This is a genomic window from Peribacillus sp. NPDC097264, assembly GCF_050277925.1.
Lineage (GTDB): Bacteria > Bacillota > Bacilli > Bacillales > DSM-1321 > Peribacillus.
The window spans coordinates 120,991-141,097 of sequence record NZ_JBNNSR010000010.1 but is presented as its reverse complement, the minus strand read 5'-3'; the positions used below and the strand labels follow the sequence as shown (position 1 = coordinate 141,097).

The following is a 20,107-nucleotide window of genomic DNA, read 5'->3' as shown; positions in this document are numbered from 1 at the left end:
TGTTCATTGCTTATATGGTCCTAAAAACTATAAGATATATACATACCACTGAACAACATGTTGAAAATTGAGAAAGGATGATATACATTGAGACTATTTAAAAATAAACTAGCATGGGCTGCTCCCATCGCGGTTATATTAATTATCGCACTATTTTCAGTAAACTTATTCGCCCAAGGAAACCCGAAAGTAAGAAATTTACCGGTTGCCCTTATTGTCAATGATGAAGGAACACATGTAGACGCTGTCCAATCAGCCGTTGAACAAATGAGTAAAGGCACGGATGGCGAAGAGCCGATGTTGGCTTTTACAAAGGAAAAAGAAGAAAATATTGAAGATCTATTCGATGATAAACAGTACTATGCCGCATTGGTCATTCCTGAAGGCTATAACGATAGCTTACAAAATGCCGTGAAGAATAACAAATCCGCTCAATTGAAAATTTATATTAACCAAGGATATAACATGACGGGTGCTAACTTTGCGAAAACTGCATTAAACGGCTTAGTTACCCAATTAAATAATCAATATTCTACAAATTTCATCAACCAAATGGATGGTCAACAAATTGATGCAGACCAAGCAGCTGTTATAGTGAACCCAATCGTTTCCGAAGAAAAAGTGTTTAATGAAATCACAGCCTCAACGGCAAACGGTAGTGCACCAACATTAATGGCCGTACCTGCTTGGGTAGGTGCCTTAATCGGCGGTTTTATCCTATTCTTAGCCATATCAAATATCACTAAGAAAGAAAACTTAACACGCAAACAAACCTTACGCTTAATGGGTGGTCAAGTATTATTCGGCGTGATCATCGCCCTATTCTCTGGCTTTACAGTTTCGACATTAGCTTCCATCGCCGGTATTAACATGCCAAGTTACTTACTGGTTGCATTCTTCGTATCGTTTGCAGCATTCTGTTTCTTCCTATTAGTATCAGCCATTACGGCATGGATCGGTAAACCAGCCATCACGTTATTCATGGTTGTCATGCTTCTAGGTATGGGTGTATTAATGACACCACTAGAAATGCTACCCGATTTCTTCGTGAACTTCATACGCCCTTGGGTTCCAATCCGCTTTGCGTCTGAAGGATTACGTGAAATCTTCTACTTCGGTAGTGGCTTCTACACCGGTGGATCATTCATCACGATTGCAGGAATCGGTATTGTCGGTTTAGTGATTTACCTGCTGTCTATTTTCAAACCAACACCTAAACAAAATGACTAAAACAGGAATATGTAAAGTAACTCCTTGATTAAATAGATAGGTCTGCGTTCGATTATTCATCGGACTCAGACCTTTTTTACTTTCTCCTTGAATTCAATGGATGTGTTAGCTCATTCAAAAAACTGCTGGCTTTTCTTCAATGCCCTTTTCCGTTGAATGATTTTTATAATGGGAATGGCGATAAGCAATGCTACGGCAATGTTAAGAATACCAACAGCTGAGTTAAAGAATTCCGGCAGTGATTGTTCCCCTAAAATACCTACGTTCACAATACCCGACCAGACATTTATAAAAAAGAGTAAAAGAAAAATATTCAACATGCGCTTATAATAATCGATCCTTGATTGTGTATCTGTATATAGTTCAAACGGACCTTCAGATGCTACTTTTTTCATGTACACCCAGCCACCAAATTCATGAATAATAGTGATTCCACTGTCTTCAAGCAAGTCAAAATAATCCTTCATCTCACTTTTAGACTTTCCCATGATAAATTCATTGCGGTAAAGGAAAGCACCAGGCTCCCCCTTTGTAAAGGTGAACCGACCCAAAGAAAACTTCTCAAGGTGCCAACCGTGCGTAGCCATCTCATTGATCCACTTTTCTTCTTTTTCGTAATCCAAGTAAAAGCGATACCTTACTTTCTTCACAGCTGGTTCTCCCCTTTCGTAATGAGTAAACCGTTATGATACAACTCATGGAGTCGTTTCATTTCACTTTCCACCATCAGCTTCCCAGCATCCGTAATAACATATTCCTTTTTTCGTCCATCCTCATCTAATGCAACAATCCATTTTCGCTTCACCAATGTCTTAATCGCACCATAAATCGTTCCAGGACCAAGCTCAACACGAGCATCGCTAAGTTCGGAAACAAATTGCATAATCCCATACCCATGCCTTGGTTCATATAAAGATAAAAGGATGTAATAAACACCCTCTGTCAAAGGAGCCTTATCTTCCATCATTCCCCCACCTATCGTCTAACGTTATATCGACTGTTGATACACTTATTGTATCAGCGGCCGATATAACTGTCAATGATATACATATTTAGTTTTTGTTTCTGGATAAGGAGCGTGCGTTTAAGATTCAGGTCAGGGATAAGGATTATATCTATGAGGTAACAAATAGTTGAGTGGAACGGAAGGCACGAGACTCCTGCGGGAAACGCGCGTCTACGGGAGACACCGCAGGCGTAAGCCAAGGAGGCTCGCGGACCGCCCGCGGAAAGCGAGTGCCTGGAGTGGAAATCAACGTCCTCATATTCATTCACGACTTAGGAAAACAGGGTTCGATTTATGAGGTAAAACATAGTTGATTGGAGCAGAAGGCACGAGACTCCTGCGGGCAAAGCGTGTCTACGGGAGACCCCGCAGGCGTAAGCCGAGGAGGCTCGCGGACCGCCCGCGGAAAGCGAGTGCCTGGAGTGGAAATCAACGTCCTCATATTCAACATTCATGACTTTAGGAAAAAGGTTCGATCTACGAGATAAAACATAGTTGATTGGAATGGAAGGCACGAGACTCCTGCGGGCAAAGCGCGTCTACGAGAGACACCGCAGGCGTAAGCCGAGGAGGCTCACGGACCGCCCGCGGAAAGCGGAAATCCACTTCCTTATATTCAACATCCATGACTTTAGTAAAAAGAATTCAGATCTATGAGATAAAACATAGTTGATTGGAACGGAAGGCACGAGACTCCTGCGGGAAACGCGTGTCTACGTGAGACACCGCAGGCGTAAGCCGAGGAGGCTCACGGACCGCCCGCGGAAAGCGAGTGCCTGGAAGTGGAAATCAACGTCCATATGGTACAAACCAAAAAAAGTAGACAAACCGATTTTCAAGTTTGTCTACTTTCTGCATAAGCTATAAAATGTGTGTGTTTGCATTCTTTTCTTCTTTTTTCACACGGATGAACATGCCTTTCGATACAATCAAGCCAAATATCGAAAATGCAATCAAGATATACATAGTCACTGAGTAATGAATTTGTAAACTGATGATGACAGATGCGGCTATTGAACCGAAGTAGCGAAACATGGAATAAATACCCGAAGCAACCCCTGTTAATTCCTTGGCAACGGATTCAAGAGATGCAGCTTGCATAGAAGGAACGCCTAATCCCGAGCCAATCCCACCTAGAAATAAAATCAAACCCGCAAAGACTATTCCATTGATACTTGGAAGAACAACATATAATACCAATGCCAGACCTAATAGGGCAAAAGATAACCTAACCGTCATACCCTTTCCCATCTTACCTTCTACATATCCACCTACCCATGATGCAATGGAAATAGCTAAAGAGAATACGAACAAAAGAAGTCCAATCGATCCGATTGAGTATCCGGCATCTCTTTCTAGCATCATTGGCATTATTAAAATGGTGCAATACATGATGGCATTGTTCAGTAGGATCGATAGATTGGCACTTGTAAAACTGGCGTCTTTAAAGAGTGAAAAATCGATGATTGGATTGCCATATCGCTTCTCTCTATATACAAATAGAACGAAAGCTAATATGAAGACCAACCATAGCCAACCATTCCTATACCATTCATTTGTCACGATCAGGACAAGAACCGTTAAGAATGTACCTAATAGAATGGATCCTTGAATATCTAATCGAGTATGGATTTTCGGTTCGATATCCGGTAAGAATATATAAGCGATAAAGAATGATAAAACAGCTAAAGGAATGTTTATCCAAAAGGTGGCATGCCAACCCCATCCACTAATTAGCATGGCCCCAATGAGTGGGCCGAGTGCCGCCCCAATGGACATCGCAAAACCAAACACACCGAATGCCTTGGTTAACTTTGACTTAGGGGTAATAAAGCGAATGATCGCCGTTCCATTAGGCGTAATCAATGCCCCGCCCAAAGCTTGAATGCCTCTACCAATGATCAATACCAGTAAATTAGGTGCATAGACACATACTAACGAAGCCACTAGAAATAAAAGCAAGCCGAGTAAGAACAATTTGCGTGTTCCATACATATCCCCGAGTTTTCCTGCTATTGGTTGGGCTACGATCATGATAATGAGATACACCGTCACAATCCAGGAGACATTTGCTACATTCGTCTGAAAGGCGTCCATGATAGTAGATAAACCTATCGTTATCATTGTAGAATTCAACGGGACTAGAAAAGCCCCCGTTAAAATCGCAAGCAAAGGAATATTGTTACTTTTCTTTAACAATGTACACGACTCCATTTGTTCCATCCACACGTACGATATCACCGTCTTGTAACATTTGCGTTGCCACTTTTGTACCTAAAACAGCTGGAAGCTTGTATTCACGGGCAACCGTTCCAGCGTGAGACAGGATTCCTCCTGCATCCGTGACAACAGCTCCGGATATAGAAAATAGCACGGTCCATGGTGGGAGTGTTGTTTTACAAACGAGTACATCACCCTTCTGAACTTTAGAAAAATCATTCTGATCCCGAACAATTTTCACCGTACCCGTATGGACTCCTTTTGAGGCCGCATACCCTTTAAAGCTTTTCTCTTGTTCATCCACTTCCGCCGCTCTTGTTCCAAAGATTCTTTCGATAACAGGCGCCACTTCCTCTTGAGGGGGCACACCGTACGTCTGAGGAATATCTTTCTTCGAATTTTGCTCATGTACAGCCTTGCGCTCAACAATTTTGGTGGTTATATCTCTTGGGTTATTCACTAACTCCACTAACTCATCCAGGTATAAAAAGAAGATATCGCTATTTTTTTCAATTGCTTTTGCTTCAACTAAGAGTGCACCCACTTCCAATAAAACCATTCGAGCTTTAGCCGGAAGCATGGCATCAATGTAGAAGTGATGATCTTCATCAACACCCCAATAGGCTAACGCCCAGTCATGGATCTGCTTGAACCTTGCTTTTGCTTCACTCTCCGGGTACTTCTCTAACAGAGCGGAAACTTTATGTTCGCGTTCCGCTACAACACGTGCAAATTCTTCATCAAAATCGAAGTCTTTCTTCATATATTCCGAAATGACAGCTAAGGCATATTCAGGATTCTCCACCCATGTTTCATCAGAAAACTCATGGGAATTCGCGATGCGCCACCCGTAAATTTCTAACGTATCTTGAACTTGGTCCAGGAAAGTTTGGCCTGCAGGAGATACTGTAAGCTCGGTCACTAAATCTTCATTAGGAACGGAAGCAAAACAGCTCGACACTTCTGGTGACGCCATAGCCACCTTCGCAAGGTTCCATAAAACTCGATCCGTTTCTAATGATTTGTTCATCACACCTTCAAGGAGGTCATACACATAGGTCGTATTCGTGTCACCCGTTAAATTCTTATAGGCATCTTCTAAAAGTAAACCAACAGAGCCTCTAGGCATAACGACCTCGAAGTGAATCTCCCATGCGCGTTTGAAAAATTCAAATAATTCTATAAGGATTCCCTTTGCTTCTGCCAAAGTAAAGCCATTTTTACGGTATTGGTCCAGTGTGGTAAAGTACGGTATTAACTCTTGATTCATATAATTCCAGAATATATCACTTAAGTTTGGCAACAATGCTTCTATAGCCGTTGCATTTTCTTCCAACCGTTTTGCAATATCCCCTTGATATGAAACGGTATTCTGATAATAGTGAGAATCAGAAATCTTGATTTGGAATTGATGGATTGGAAGTTTCAATGTTTCATAAGCCTTTTTTGTCCCTTCTGTAACGGCTGGTGCCATGTAAGACGCAAACAGGGGGGTTAAAGAACCGGGTAGATGCAATTCATCTAGAAACCAAAATCCATTTTGTTTATCCTCTTCGTTAAGCATTAATTCACTTCGGAAATTTTCAATATTCAACATATTTTTCGCACTCTCCTTATTTCTAAGATGTAATGGGTCTAGATTGAAGAACGAAAATCATGTCATCTTTAATGGCAAACTCTATATCAACAGGAAATTCATAAAATGCCTCTAGTTTACTTGTTACAGACTCTAAAGATAAGATGCTTTCTTCATTAAGACAGTAGGCGTCACTTTCTTCCGGTGTCGTTTCCACTTCAATGATTTGATTATCAAGAGGCAATATCTTCACTTCTTTTAGACCTAAATCTTTCATGATAGACTTTGTTTCTTTATTCACGATGAAAGTGTCGGGGGTCACAATTCCTGAAACAATGGCTTCACCCAAGCCGTAACTCGCATTAATGATGATTTCATTGGTATCTTGAGTAATGGGGTTCAGACTAAAGATCACGCCGGATACATCCGGGAACACCATTTGCTGAATTAAAATCCCCATAGGAAACGCATCTAAAGAAATATCTTTTTGTGCAGCATACTCACGAACACGATCGGAGAACAAGGATGCCCAACATTGTTTGACTGCATAAAGCAATTGCTCTTCTTCACAAACGTTCAAAATCGTCTCATATTGACCTGCGAAGGAAGCGTCCTTTAAATCTTCCGCAGAAGATGATGACCTAACAGCCACTGCCAAATCAACGGAGCCTGCTAGTTCCTTCAACTTTTCATAGGAAGATAACACTTCCTTTTCTATATCTTTCGGAAGAGGCGCCTCCATGAATACATCAATGAATTCCTCTTCATGTACTTGATTATGTAAAGCATTCTCTTTCATAAATCTTTTTAAAGCACCCGCTTTGAGAACAAATCCATTTGGGATATTTACACCCTCGTTTATGATGTTCGCCAAGTGTAATGCTTTAGACCCAACTTCCAGTAGCGATTCTTGGTTAGCTTCTTTCAGGAACACAGTAAACACTAAAAAACAAACCCCTTTTCTTTATGAACACTGTAATGATAGTACAAAATACGCATTAGGATTTAACCACTTTTCTATTAAACTCTAATTTAGTATACTTTGCAATCTACAAAAGAATAAATGCTCATAAATTACTATCTTTTACAGTGAAACCATTTACTGAATAAATGATTCAGTTTTCACCTATAATTACACACAAGTGGCCCACGAAAACGAAGGCACATTTTTTTCGTAGCCTGTACGGATATAGATTAATCTGTCTTACTATCACTAGAGAGTATAAAGCAGACAATAGGGCACTTTAATAAGACACTTTTGGTGCGGTAATAATAGATAATCCTTCAAAAACAGTCTAATATATATGGTACTATTAGAAAAAAAGAGATAACGAGGATAAACTCATGAATGGACTAGTATTTGAAAAAAGGGATTTTACTCCTGATCATTTACATACTCTAAAGACACTACATCTAAATAACTATCCGATTTTATATATACTTTATAATGAGAAAAAAAGACCCTCTGCTTATATTGGGCAAACGGTTCAAGCTTCACGACGTTTAAAAACTCATTTAGAGGATAAAAAACGTAAGAATTTGGACCGCTCTATTTTAATTGGACATAAGAAATTCAATCAGTCTGCGACGTACAATATTGAGTCGAATTTAATTAACTACTTCATCGCGGATAACCAATATCAATTGCAAAATGTGAGCCAGACCAGATCTAGGGTCATGCATAATTACTACCAGAAATCGTTTTATAATGAAGAACTCTTTCAAGCTATTTGGGAAAAACTTAGAGAAGAGAACATTGTGAGCGATACAGTTGAGAACCTTAGAAACAAGGACATTTATAAGTTATCTCCTTATAAGGAGCTCTCTCCTCAGCAGCTTGATATCAAAAATGAGATTCTCGATTTTTGCAAAGAACATATAGGTAAAGAGGGAAATCACGTAATTGCGATTGAGGGCGATGCAGGCACAGGTAAAAGTGTCTTATTAAGCTCTCTGTTTAACACGATTCAAGATTTGGCTAAAGATGATAGCCCTCTTAAAAATACAGATAATTACTTGCTAGTGAATCACACTGAGATGCTGAAGACATATAAAAGTATTGCCAACAGCTTACCCAACTTGAAGAAAAAGAATCTAATGAAGCCAACGCCATTTATTAATGAGAAGACAAAGGTGGGAGAAACGGCAGATATCGTATTGATTGATGAAGCTCATTTGCTTCTGACAAAGGAAGATTCTTATAATAATTTCCGCTACCAAAACCAACTGGATGAAATCATTAAGCGTAGTAAAATCTCCATAGTCATCTTTGATCCAAAGCAAGTGCTGAAGATTAAAAGCTATTGGAATGATAAATTGCTAGAGGAAATCACAAAGCAATATAACGCGAAAACTGTTAAGCTTACGGATCAAATGAGAATGAATGCAAATCCAGAAACAATTAAGTGGATTGACAACTTTATTGCAAAGGAAATTCTTCCTTTACCGTCAGAGGAAGACTCCTCCTTCGAACTTAAATTTTTTGAAGATGCTGAGACGTTTAAAAAAGCTATTGAAAATAAAAACAACGAAATCGGTCTTTCTCGAATTGTCTCAACCTTTGATTATTTACATAAAAAAGATGGAAAAACTTATATTGTCGATGAAGAGGGAATTAATATGCCTTGGAATATCACCCAAGATAGTGTGACGTGGGCAGAGAATCCGGGCTCCATTAAAGAGGTTGGTTCCATTTATACTGTACAAGGTTTTGACCTAAATTACGTTGGAGTTGTTCTTGGCCCTTCCCTAAGCTATGATGAAGGCAAAAACAAATTAATCATTGATTCTTCCAAATACAAAGATACAGGTGCATTCATTTCACGGACGGATTTATCACCAGAAAAAAACCGAGAAATTAGAGAAGAAATCATCTTGAATTCCATTAATGTCTTGATGAAACGGGGTATACATGGTTTATATATTTATGCCACAGACCCAAAACTAAGACAGAAACTACTTGAGCTAAAAAGGGGAAAATGATGATGAACGATATTCAAGGCTTAATTAAAGTAATCAATGATTTTAGAGATGAAAGGGACTGGAGACAATATCATAACCCAAAAGACCTCGCCATCTCCATATCCATTGAAGCAGCAGAACTACTAGAAGACTTTCAGTGGATTAGCAGCGAGAAAGCACTCAAAGAAAATAAAGAAAACATTCGTGAAGAAATCGCCGATGTTTTGATTTAACATTAATGTTATGTTCTGATCTGGGATTGGATGTAAAAGAGATTGTGGAAGAAAAGATTGTGAAAAACGGGAGGAAATATCCTGTTATTAATAAGTGAAAAATACTCTATCCCCCCTTTTTAACATTATGAAACGCTCAACAGCCATTTAAGTAGGGATAACCAAGACATACATATTTTTCAATGTGTATTTTCAATAAACCAAAAGACAGCCAAGCTCTTCTTCAGGATAGCTTGGCTGTCTTTTCATATTTCAAATCATAATGTTATACCCTAATAGGCGTTGATGAATTAAAGGGAATAACATGTCACAAGCACGCAACTAAAGCAGGTCCAGCTGCATTTCCAAAATGATAAGGGTGCATCAACTTTCTTTTATTGTTCTTCCTAATTGCACCATTTAGATTTCTTAAGTATTTACTTCTTATTAAAATCATTTGATTGTGGCTCTATTTTGATTTCTTTCGGTAACTTAGCTGGAGCCTTGGGAACTTTTTTCTGTTCGTTATTAATCACATCAGAGGAGTAAAGTGTAACGATCATACTTCCCCCATATCGTTTAGCCCGAATTAATATCGGTTGGTTATATTTGTTTTGAAAGCGAAAATCAGGTCCGTACCAGCTTACAGTAGCATCACGTCCGGGTGGAACATAAGGTACACGCCTACTATGGGAATAGCGCTGGTCAATTCGTAGCCCGGCACGATCGACAGCATTATACAAGGTGGATGACACCTGACAAATCCCCCCACCAACCCCTTCAGACAATTCACCTCTAACGATAATGGGAGCACTCATGTATCCCTTGTCCTTCGTTCTCTTCCCTACAACTTGGTTAAATGAGAAAGTCTCATTAGGAAAAACAACGTGATTATCAATGGCTTTTGCGGCAAGTGAAATATTATGTGAACGACTTTTATTATTAGAATTAAAATAAGTCACGTATTGACCAATCTTCTGGTGCCGAATGTGAGCAAGTATTTCACTATCCACCTTAGGATAAACATCCATTTCTGGTGCTTCTATTTTGGAAGGTCCTTTACCAAAGAAATAGGCATAAAACTGCTCCTTAAACGCCTGTCGATACAGTTTGTAACCTACCTGGCCTGGAACGATTCCTCCCTGATCATTAAGCCTCGCATTTATAGGAGCTCTGTATACTTGTTGATCGAGTTTATCAATGAATATACGTAATTTTTCATCATCAATCATCGGAGTACCAGGAAGGGGCAGTGAAAAGTTTTCACGGTCAACACTAGCTATGGTCTGCCCTTGTTGGGTCACCGTTAAGCTGTCAGAAAGTTCAACGGGTTGAGCAAATAATAAAAGACCAGTTATCCAGATATGTATCATAAGTCGGTAAACCTCCCAACATTAGTATGAACGAGAGGTTGTCCTTTAATGTAATTCTTCCTTTTATATTGTTGACGTATAAATAGTGAGAGGCTTTACTGCTTCTTACTAAATGGAACAAAACAAAAAAAGTTACACACAAAAAGGCTCAAGCAATAAGAATCTCTCCTCATCACTCAAGCCTTCATCCACATCTTATACACATTGAAACTATCGGGTGTGTTTTGCTTATCTCCGATATTTTTTTAATAATTACGAGTATAGCGGCCTCCGCACTGTTTATGATTCCAATATCCTTCTCGTATTTATTTATGGTATGGCGGTTCAATGTATTACTAAGTCTGGTTTTGTAGTTTATCAAACTAAACATGAATTAGCATAAAAATTAAACTTATTCTTCACCTCATATATTGTACCTAATGCGTAATAACCTTCTTTAGATTTGCCAACACAACCTAAATTTGGTGAAGATAAAAAGTTTAACATCGTACCAATTTCATCTAAAGACGGTGGAATATCAAATCTATCATCGTTTCTTAAAGTCCTATATATATCTTTTTCATATAGTAAGCCTTCAGTAATTGGATCATTACTTTCTAAAATCAAACACTCCATAACAGATTGTAATAAATCACCAGATCTTTTTATTTCTTTAATTTCATTTTCTAAGCAACTTATTTCTACTTTTCCTGATTGAGAAAATATTTTCTTATAAGCTGTTGGCTCCAAAGGTAGCTTAAAATGAGACCTAATAAGATTTTCTAAAGAATCAACATCTATTAACACCACATCATGTTCTTTTGCACGTTTAATAAGACGTTCTCCCTGAAATGAATATCCTACAACTACAATATAATCCGCAGAATGCAGTTTTTTATGTTCTTTTAATGTATCAAAATTTATTTGGCCTTCTGAAACAACACCTGAATATGTTGATTTCGCATCAACCGTCACAGTATACGAATACTTAGGAATACTTGGAGAATTCACCAAAACATCAGTTTTACCTGATCCCCCTAACCAAGATGTATTAAAACCAAGAGCTGAGAAAGCCCATGCAATAGCTTTTTCAAACCTTGAAGGGTTTGTTGAATCTTTTGAAGCTAGGCGAAGTTCAGTTAAATTATCATTAACAATTAAATTTTCATTATTAACGTTATTCTCTTCACTTCTGTGACTTAATTCAATATCATTTTTATGTTGCATTGAAACATTTTCTAAAACATTCCTCGCTCTTTTTGTTAAACAATATTTACCTGGAGATTCTTCTTGTACAAGTAAAGCACATTGCAAAATAGTAAGTCTTTTTCTTATTTCATCTATTCTCTCTGTTTCGAACCCATAAGATACTTTTGCAATTACAGCGAGTTCTTTTGCTGATAAACTATTCTTAGATAATTCAAATAGTATTTCAAATATATATAATACTTTAGCATGTAAACAATAAACTAAATCTAAAGCTGATTTAGTAGTTAACCATTTTTTTGCTGTTTCCGATGCTACGCATAATACTCTCGATTTTCTATCTAGAAAATCAATATTCACTAGAGTTGTAATAAAGGAATTTGCCGAAGAAGCTGATATATTTAAAGTTTCTTTTGAATACTTAAATATCGAATCTTTGTCAATATTAGTAAATATTAATTGGATATATCCACTAAGCGTTTCACATATATCTGTAAGATTACCTGGAATATATCCAATAGAAGCTTTTCTAGCTTTTAACTTTTCTTGGTCCATTTCAATTAGCCGTTCTGCCCAATTAGATACTGGTATTTCAGTTTCATGAATAGTATTGTCACCATTAATTACTATTTCGTTAGGATGTACGTATTTGATATTTTTTACAAATTTTTCTCCTTTTTCAGTTAAATGATATGTGTTTTTCAAATCATTAAAATCAACTAAATCTAATTGTCTAAACCATGTCAATCTATTACCTATTTCTGACTTTGTTTCCCAATTTAAATTATAATTCTCATTAGCAATTTCTAAAAGATCCAAAGCCATTAAAGGCTTCTCCAAATTTATTAAGAGTTCCCCAATAAACCTAACATTCGCACAAAATATTGCCGTTAAATATAAATCATCTTCCGTTTCCAAATATAACTTGCTTTCCTCGGATATTTTCCACATACCGCCATCTTTAAAAACTAAACCAACTGGCCTTAACCAAGTACATAATTGATCTAAAGTGGATTCACTGGAACTACCTTCAAACTTCATTTTTGTATTATAAGGTACATTATCCAATATAGCTTTCAATATTTCTCTCAAAACAATAGGTTGACCCATTTTTCCCCTAGGGATTTTAGGAAGAGAAAATACCTTTACATTCCATTCTCTATGTAAAGGGTAAAATTCTGGATTAACTTGAGACATATTTGACACCTCTAAAATAAAAGTTTTCTATAAAATAACGCAAAGGGAAAATCCACTTTAAATTAATATAGTGGATTTTCAAAACCTCACTTACTTATGATACAGTTCCCCTTAATGAGTACCAAACCTCTATAACTCATAAGACTCCGGGTCCTCAGCCACACTCGTCTTCCCTTCGAAAAACTCATTAGGTTGGTACTGTACTTGGATTTCCATAAGGCGCTTCCGTAAATAGTTTTCCAAATCCTTATTTGTGCAGTAGACAAAGCACCCTTTTTGACCTCTAGTTAAAAGCGTCCTATACGTATTCCTAATAATTTCATCAGCCAGTTGCATCGCTTTCTCCGGTTCTTCTTTTGATAGCTTCTTGATGCCTTTTAAAGAACTGTCGGTTTTGGCTCTCTTTGTAAAATCCGTTTGAATTCTTTCTTCACTGAAGTACATGTCATCTCCAATAATCACGCCCACATAATCGAATTCCAGCCCTTGAGATGTATGGATACAGCCCACTTCTTGAACCGAGTTTTCATCAATTGCCCAGCTGTCAGAATTACCGAGATTCCAGCTCATGCTGAATTGATCCGACAGTTCAATATCATGGATCTGTGAGTTGTTCTTGCCTTCCTTCTTCCAATCCCAGCAATAACCGGCTAACAATCGGGCTTTGTTATTCACCTTATTCAGCCTGATGATTTCATCTCTCATCTCTGCTGGATCACTATATACACGAAAATCATAGTTGCTACCGATATAGCTTTCATTTGCTGTTTTCCGTATTTGAAGAACATCATCAATCCATGCAAGATATCCATCCGAGCCATTGCACCGGAACTGTGAATCCAATAAGGCAGTCGATACACTGGCATTATATTGGTCTGCAAATTGTTGAATCGTCTCAATGCTCCCGGCATCCTTTAACGTCACACGCTGGCGCTCGTCAATAAAAAATATGGAGAAATTAGAAGCAGAAATGATTTCCTTCATCTGGTTCTCACCAAGATGATTAAACATCCCGGACTTTTCATTTAGACGATGCGCCTCGTCCACAATCAAGACATCGAATGTGTTTTCCGGAACATCAATATAACTCCCAGACCCTTTAAAGAGGTTATCAATATGGCCCTTACGGAAATCCTTCTTTAGCTTTTTAGCATAGATGGCCCGCGGTGCGGCATTCTTAGTCACATATTGGCAAACCATATTTTGAGCCGTCAACTCCACTAACAGGTTGATAGCCAACACGGATTTACCCGTGCCCGGTCCGCCTTTGACGATTAACACTTGCTTTTTATTCGTTCTCTGTGCTTCTTTTGCCAGCATCTTTGCTGCTTCGTACACAACCTTCTGGTCATCAATCATGACGAATTCTTGATTTCCCTTCAACATATTAAGGAGGGAATCCTGCAATGATTTAGATGGACGAATTCTGCCATTCTCAATTTTGTACAAATTCTCCTTATTATCCCCAAACTTAATATGAGCCTTAATGAACTCTCGAAGCTTAGCCGCATCACCTTTTCGAAAAACGGGAGCTTTCTCGACATAATATTGATAGCCTTCATCAATAATAGGATCGTCATCCACTTTGATATAGTTATGCAAATATGCACATGGGTACAATTCCATCTGATTATCCTGGACATTTTCATTGTAGTCCTCAATTAGCGCTGCGTACGACCATGCCTGATAAGATGGGTGAGTGGTTTCCCTCACTCCACCACCAAGGAAAGTCTTAACAATCGCTTCTTTTCCATCCACTTTCTCAATATCCTGCCATTGCTTAAGCTCAACGATTACAATAGATTCATTCGTATCATTACTGCCAGATATCAAGAAATCGACACGCTTTGATGTATAAGGAATCTTGAACTCTATAGCGACACCAGCGTCATCAGGTATTTCCTTATCTAACAGGACAAGATGCATGTATTTCATCGAATTATCCCAAGATCTTAATTCACTTTTATTAATCCGGCCAACTTTCTCCGCGTAATTATTTACGATATTATCTATTAATTTATCTTCAAAAACATCTTGAAGAAATTCACTTTTAATCGCCTCATATATAATCATCCCTGACACACCTTTTCCCTTGTAGTTCCACAATCTTTTAGCTACTTTATATCATTGTACACTAAGGTTCCAATGCATAACTTATATGGAAATAAAAAAAGGCAGAGCTCTTTAATTTCAGGGCTGACTGCCTTCATTATTCGTTTTAATCTGGCTATATTATGCTGTCTGTGCAGAGTGGCTTTTAATAAGATTTCCTACTCGCTTCAATTGATTCGCATCATATATCTCATCAAATTCCAAACGTTTAACTCCATACTGTATGAAAATTCCTCGTTCCAGCACTCCATCTTTAAACCAGGATATATCCTTAATTGTTTTATAACGAAATCTTTGTATATTCACTTGTCCATTGTCTATAAATAACACCCTTTTGTTAGTAACCACTAAATAGCCTTTCATTTCTTGTTTCTTTGACTTATCATATTCACATTGAACAAAGGTCAACCCTTGTTCGCCAGGTTCATAAATATTGTTCGCCAAATCTAAAAAAAATGATTCGTTCCTCTTAACGACCTTGAATTCGTAGGATGTATAATCTAAGTTTCTAACATCTACAACACGGGATAGAATCGTTAACACGCGCTGTTTTTCCTGTTCATCTCGCTCCAATGCGTTAAGCTGGATAGCATCGAGCTCTGTCTTCCTTTGTTTTTTCTTTTTATCTTTTTTCTCCGCCTTATTATTCCTATAGGTTTCCACTTTTTCCTTCACTTCTGTTTGATCCAGTCTGCGAGACAGACCTTTGACCATTACATCTTCCACTAAGAAACAAAGTTTCTGATAAACTCCCATTAGAACAGTACCCCCTTACTTTAACATTTTCCTTGCTACATAAAATCTCCTACCCAACCAGCCGATCATGCCGAGTCCAAATACACTGCCAACAGCCTGATTATTTTTTTTACGATCTTTGGTTCCCTTATCAAAGTTATATTGGTAGATGGTTTTTGCATGTTGATACTTTTCTGGAACACTGGAGCTCTTTCCATCTAGTCCTGCCTGATATGCTACATTCACAATGTCCTTAATCTTTACATTTGATTTAAATCCTTCTTTATACCAATCTTTATATTTCTCCTCTTCAAAATCAGGTTCTTCATAATTTAATATTGTAAAAGCAGCTGCATAACCTTGTTTAACGTATGTCTCCTTAAGTTCTTCCTGTCCAATTTTATAGCCTTTTTGATAAGCATCTAAGAAAATATCTTTCGCTTTTTCTGGTTCATTCAAAACATCCGCCTTACCGTCTTTAATGCCAGAAGCCAGATACTCTTCTTTCTTTTTTTCATCTTTTTCTTTTATCGCTTTATTAAAACCTTCTTCATAGGAAGAAGTAAGAGCTTTGATAGTTCCATATTTTTGAGGAACCTTTAACTTATCTTGCTTTTCTCCTAAGGCGTAGCCACTTTTAAATGCATTCTTTTTTAGAGTTTCGAATTGTGTAGTGCCTTCTTTGTATCCAACTTCGTACCCTTTTTCATAACCCTCTTGATAAGAATCTGATCCTTTAGAAAAGGAATTACTAGAAAGACCTTTTTGTCCATCAGATAAACCAGTTTTATACCCAACCTCTTCTCCACTGTCTAAATCTTTCTCAGCTTCTTTTTCAGCAAGTTGAGCCGGGCTATTATTAATTCTTGTTGTATCATAATCACTTGGGGCTTCACAAGGAATACCATCATCTACTTTGTTGCCCCAACCATCTAGTCTTTCTGGATCATAAGTCTTGCTGTATCCTTTGGAGTTCCAATATTCTACCACTTCGTCATAGCTTGAGAAATCCGAACAATCTTTGTCAAGAGCATCATTAGACGATTCTGAAGAAGTTGATTCATCAGATGAAGTAGAGTCAGAGCTATCAGACTCATTGGAACCACTACCATCATGATAATGATACTCTCCATCCTCCAATCCCCACTGTGAACAATTAGTCCGACAAGTATGGCCACCACTTGAATCGGTTCTGCCAGGATGGGCATATACATTCCCTTGAATGATCATCAACAACAACAGCAACGCACATAACGATAAAAAACTCTTCACTACCATTCTCCCTTTTATTGTAAATTTGTTATTAACTATAATAATAGTTAATAACTAGAAGGTAAACTCTTATCTCTAAGAAATATGGAAAAGTCATAAAAAAAGACTTTGAATTGGGAAATTCCCGCCCAAATTCAAGGTCTTATAATATTTTTATTTGTAACAACATTGAGTTCATTATCCTTAACCCAAAAAAGTTATACACAAAAAAGGCTCAAGCAATAAGAATCTCTCCTCATCACTCAAGCCTTCATCCACACGTTATGCACAACTTGAAACCATCGTCGGTTTTGCTTATCCCCGATATTTCAAAGTTAATCCTTTTAAGAAATTACGGGCATATCGGTCCCCACATTGTTTATAATTCCGGTGGCCTTCTTTTCGTAGAATGGCGCCTAGTTCACCTTTGGTTATGTTGACTCCTGCGTCTCCCAGGATTTCAATCATATCCTCGCTTGTTAGCGTGAGCGCGATTTTCAATTTCTTAAGAAGGACGTTGTTCACACTTTCCTTGCCTGTTGGTGCCGGGCTCTCTGGTTGTCCCGGTTTTGGCTCTTGTTTCCCTCTTTTGAAAATGATCAGGCCGTTCAAGAAGGACTCCATCATCTTGTTATTGCATTTGATTGTATCTTCTTCGTCTTCATATGCGTAAAAATCGACGTCATCATCTTCGTATTCGTCATAGTCTTCTTCTTTTGGCTTTGTGAGCATCTCCATCACTTCTTCTTGTGTCACGTTCACGCCGCCAAGTTTGAAAATCTCTACCATATCTTTATTTTTTATATCGAGAGCATATCGTACTCTGATTAAAATATCATGATTATGCATCCATAAACCTCCTATATTCGCACCCTTTTTCAGTTGCTTCCTCTTTATCATTGCCCGAGTAAATTCTTCCAATACTAAAAACGAAGGCAACTGAAAATCCGAGAATCGTTTACAGATTCCCGGATGCTGTAAGTGTACTGTATGTTTTATTATACCTAAAAAAGATGGATCCGACATTAAGTTTGGGTGAATCGCTTCAAAGGCTTACGATTCTTCGCCACCCTCTGCTTCCCATCTCGCAATTTCCTCCCGTACCATCGGGGCCACCTCTTTACCCAGTAGTTCGATGGCTTTCATCACATCATCATGTGGCATCGATCCGACGGGAACATGCAGCATGAAGCGCGTGATTCCCACGGTTTTACGAAGGTGAATGATTTTTTTCGCCACGGTCTCCGCGTCACCTACATACAGGGCACCTTCTAAACTACGTGCCGAATCGAAGGTTTCACGGGTGTATTCTCCCCACCCACGTTCTCTTCCTAACACGTTCATCGCTTTCTGAGTGGAAGGGAAAAATTTCTCTGCCGCAAGATCTGTGCTTTCGGCAATGAATCCATGTGAATGGGAAGCAATCGGCAACTTGCTTACATCATGCCCCGCCTCTTTGGCCACTCTTTTATACAGTTGGACGAGCCCTGCAAACTGTCTCGGGCTTCCGCCGATAATCGCGAGAACGAGTGGCAGTCCTAGCATACCTGCACGTACAACTGATTGTGGAGTTCCGCCGCTCGCAATCCAAATAGGTAAAGGATCCTGAACAGGAATCGGGTAAATTCCACGGTTTTGGATGGAAGGACGATGTTTCCCACTCCATGTCACCTTCTCGGACTGCTGGATTTTCAACAGCAGGTCCAGCTTCTCATCGAACAGCTCATTGTAATCATCCAAATCATACCCGAATAGCGGAAACGACTCGATGAAAGAACCCCGGCCCGCCATGATTTCCGCACGTCCATTCGAAATCGCATCAAGTGTCGAAAATTGCTGGAATACTCGTACCGGATCGTCTGAAGACAACACCGTCACAGCACTTGTAAGACGAATCCGTTTTGTCCGTGAAGCAGCGGCGGCCAATACGACAGCTGGTGAGGAAGCCGCATAATCCCTCCGATGGTGCTCTCCTACCCCGTAGACATCCAGTCCCACCTCATCCGCTAATACAATCTCCTCCACTACCTCACGTATACGTTCGGCATGGCTAAGTACCTTACCCGTTTCTACATCCGGTGTCGTTTCCACAAAAGTAGTCAATCCAATTTCCATGTACTTTCCCCCCTCTATGTATGGTTGATATACCATGTTCCGTTCTTATCATTAAAAAAGATCCTATCATTCATCATACAATATCATGTGAATACTTCTCAAATTTCCAATTCACTTATCCACAGTAAAAAGGCAGGGCCCCTATTAAAGGGCTGACTGCCTGTTGGTAGAATTATTTTATAGATTAATGGCTTTATTTCTCCTTAAATCAACTGATAAAACAACCCATGCTGTGTGCAGTACCAAAGCAACATGCCGTGTTTACGCTTCGGAATGCGGGTTTGCAGTCCCCATTCAGGATACTGTTTGATAAGTTGCACCTGATCTCCTGTAGCAAAGGCAATAAATGAAATATAATGCTCTTTGGTCATAGGATGGTTGCTTGAAATGAACCAATCCTCTTCAACCTGTGTAACTTCCAGCTTTTCTTCTTCCGTCGCTTTCTTCGGCACAAGTGCCTCCAACTTTCTTCCACAACAAGAAACAGCTGCGTTACCGGTGCTTAAGGTAATATTCCCACAAGATGGACACACAAAATAGTTTGACCGTTTCATATTTCCTCCTACAAAATCATTGGAAGCGAGTTCGCCCTCCAGAATATGTTCAATGTTTACACCTAGGAGGGAGGACAATTCCGGTAACAGGGAGATATCCGGACACCCTTGGCCACGCTCCCATTTTGAAATGGTCCGATCAGAAAGATTCATCCTGTCAGCCAATTCCTTTTGCGTGAACCCTTTTTCCCTCCGCAATCGTAAAATCAAATGGCCCACTTTGCTACTATCCATTGATTCACCCCCTACTCATTACATCATAAAAGGTAAGAACCGATCCGGCAACAAACGCTCCGTTGAGTTTTCCAGTTTGAGAGGTGAATGCCATATAAGTGAGCATACAAAAAGCCTGTTCCAATCGAAACAGGCTTTTGGCTGAT

The 20,107-nt window shown here is 38.8% G+C and carries 15 protein-coding genes and 1 pseudogene; 3 read left to right on the top strand and 13 right to left on the bottom strand.

From position 1 onward, the window contains the following. The first annotated feature begins 87 nt into the window (after positions 1–87). Positions 88–1,230: an ABC transporter permease gene (locus ACQKL0_RS16700; RefSeq protein ID WP_427688681.1), complete on the top strand. Its 1,143-nt coding sequence runs from the start codon at positions 88–90 to the stop codon at positions 1,228–1,230. Between the two features lie 110 nt (positions 1,231–1,340). Here the strand turns inward: ACQKL0_RS16700 and ACQKL0_RS16695 are convergent, their stop codons facing one another. The 5 genes from ACQKL0_RS16695 to ACQKL0_RS16675 form a co-directional block, all read right to left on the bottom strand. Then, entirely contained in the window at positions 1,341–1,880 is a 540-nt protein-coding gene (locus tag ACQKL0_RS16695; RefSeq protein WP_427651352.1) for a DUF2812 domain-containing protein, read from the bottom strand. After that, entirely contained in the window at positions 1,877–2,194 is a 318-nt protein-coding gene (locus ACQKL0_RS16690; protein WP_427651351.1) for a PadR family transcriptional regulator, read from the bottom strand. The genes ACQKL0_RS16695 and ACQKL0_RS16690 overlap by 4 nt, the downstream gene beginning before the upstream one ends. Positions 2,195–3,097: 903 nt before the next feature. Beyond that, entirely contained in the window at positions 3,098–4,435 is a 1,338-nt protein-coding gene (locus ACQKL0_RS16685; RefSeq protein ID WP_427688679.1) for an MFS transporter, read from the bottom strand. Beyond that, positions 4,419–6,053, bottom strand: coding sequence for a PEP-utilizing enzyme (locus ACQKL0_RS16680; protein ID WP_427688677.1), 1,635 nt, complete (start codon positions 6,051–6,053; stop codon positions 4,419–4,421). Before ACQKL0_RS16680 ends, ACQKL0_RS16685 begins: the two co-directional genes overlap by 17 nt. A gap of 22 nt (positions 6,054–6,075) precedes the next feature. After that, positions 6,076–6,975, bottom strand: coding sequence for a PEP/pyruvate-binding domain-containing protein (locus tag ACQKL0_RS16675; RefSeq protein WP_427688676.1), 900 nt, complete (start codon positions 6,973–6,975; stop codon positions 6,076–6,078). Between the two features lie 401 nt (positions 6,976–7,376). Between ACQKL0_RS16675 and ACQKL0_RS16670 the strand changes: the two genes are divergently transcribed. Next, positions 7,377–9,014, top strand: a complete 1,638-nt coding sequence (locus ACQKL0_RS16670; RefSeq protein ID WP_427688674.1) for a DUF2075 domain-containing protein — start codon at positions 7,377–7,379, stop codon at positions 9,012–9,014. A gap of 2 nt (positions 9,015–9,016) precedes the next feature. Then, a pseudogene (locus ACQKL0_RS16665) lies at positions 9,017–9,324 on the top strand (nucleotide pyrophosphohydrolase). A gap of 318 nt (positions 9,325–9,642) precedes the next feature. Here ACQKL0_RS16665 and ACQKL0_RS16660 read toward each other — a convergent pair. The 8 genes from ACQKL0_RS16660 to ACQKL0_RS16625 all read right to left on the bottom strand — a co-directional run bounded on the left by ACQKL0_RS16660 (position 9,643) and on the right by ACQKL0_RS16625 (position 19,961). Next, the gene (locus ACQKL0_RS16660; RefSeq protein ID WP_427688672.1) at positions 9,643–10,578 is read right to left on the bottom strand and encodes a VanW family protein; all 936 of its coding nucleotides are present in this window, start codon (positions 10,576–10,578) and stop codon (positions 9,643–9,645) included. A 357-nt stretch (positions 10,579–10,935) separates the two neighbouring features. Continuing rightward, a complete protein-coding gene (locus ACQKL0_RS16655; protein ID WP_427688670.1) occupies positions 10,936–12,960 on the bottom strand; it encodes a hypothetical protein in 2,025 nt (674 codons plus the stop codon). 129 nt (positions 12,961–13,089) lie between these two features. Beyond that, a complete protein-coding gene (locus tag ACQKL0_RS16650) occupies positions 13,090–15,033 on the bottom strand; it encodes a DNA/RNA helicase domain-containing protein (protein WP_427688668.1) in 1,944 nt (647 codons plus the stop codon). Between the two features lie 159 nt (positions 15,034–15,192). Further along, positions 15,193–15,828: a PH domain-containing protein gene (locus tag ACQKL0_RS16645; protein ID WP_427688666.1), complete on the bottom strand. Its 636-nt coding sequence runs from the start codon at positions 15,826–15,828 to the stop codon at positions 15,193–15,195. A 15-nt stretch (positions 15,829–15,843) separates the two neighbouring features. Next, positions 15,844–17,079 (bottom strand): YHYH domain-containing protein, encoded by a 1,236-nt coding sequence (locus ACQKL0_RS16640; protein WP_427688664.1) that lies wholly within the window; start codon positions 17,077–17,079, stop codon positions 15,844–15,846. Between the two features lie 294 nt (positions 17,080–17,373). Beyond that, on the bottom strand, positions 17,374–17,907 hold the full coding sequence (locus ACQKL0_RS16635; RefSeq protein ID WP_427688662.1) for a DUF1456 family protein: 534 nt from the start codon (positions 17,905–17,907) through the stop codon (positions 17,374–17,376). A 204-nt stretch (positions 17,908–18,111) separates the two neighbouring features. Continuing rightward, on the bottom strand, positions 18,112–19,173 hold the full coding sequence (locus ACQKL0_RS16630; protein WP_427688660.1) for an LLM class flavin-dependent oxidoreductase: 1,062 nt from the start codon (positions 19,171–19,173) through the stop codon (positions 18,112–18,114). Between the two features lie 203 nt (positions 19,174–19,376). Next, on the bottom strand, positions 19,377–19,961 hold the full coding sequence (locus ACQKL0_RS16625; RefSeq protein WP_427688658.1) for a helix-turn-helix domain-containing protein: 585 nt from the start codon (positions 19,959–19,961) through the stop codon (positions 19,377–19,379). Positions 19,962–20,107: the final 146 nt, after the last annotated feature.

Coding starts and splice junctions, on each gene's coding strand:
- ACQKL0_RS16690 (WP_427651351.1), bottom strand. CDS start 2,194: ATGGAAGATAAGGCTCCTTTGACAGAGGGTGTTTATTACATCCTTTTA.
- ACQKL0_RS16680 (WP_427688677.1), bottom strand. CDS start 6,053: ATGTTGAATATTGAAAATTTCCGAAGTGAATTAATGCTTAACGAAGAG.
- ACQKL0_RS16670 (WP_427688674.1), top strand. CDS start 7,377: ATGAATGGACTAGTATTTGAAAAAAGGGATTTTACTCCTGATCATTTA.
- ACQKL0_RS16660 (WP_427688672.1), bottom strand. CDS start 10,578: ATGATACATATCTGGATAACTGGTCTTTTATTATTTGCTCAACCCGTT.
- ACQKL0_RS16655 (WP_427688670.1), bottom strand. CDS start 12,960: ATGTCTCAAGTTAATCCAGAATTTTACCCTTTACATAGAGAATGGAAT.
- ACQKL0_RS16650 (WP_427688668.1), bottom strand. CDS start 15,033: ATGATTATATATGAGGCGATTAAAAGTGAATTTCTTCAAGATGTTTTT.
- ACQKL0_RS16645 (WP_427688666.1), bottom strand. CDS start 15,828: ATGGGAGTTTATCAGAAACTTTGTTTCTTAGTGGAAGATGTAATGGTC.
- ACQKL0_RS16635 (WP_427688662.1), bottom strand. CDS start 17,907: ATGCATAATCATGATATTTTAATCAGAGTACGATATGCTCTCGATATA.
- ACQKL0_RS16630 (WP_427688660.1), bottom strand. CDS start 19,173: ATGGAAATTGGATTGACTACTTTTGTGGAAACGACACCGGATGTAGAA.
- ACQKL0_RS16625 (WP_427688658.1), bottom strand. CDS start 19,961: ATGGATAGTAGCAAAGTGGGCCATTTGATTTTACGATTGCGGAGGGAA.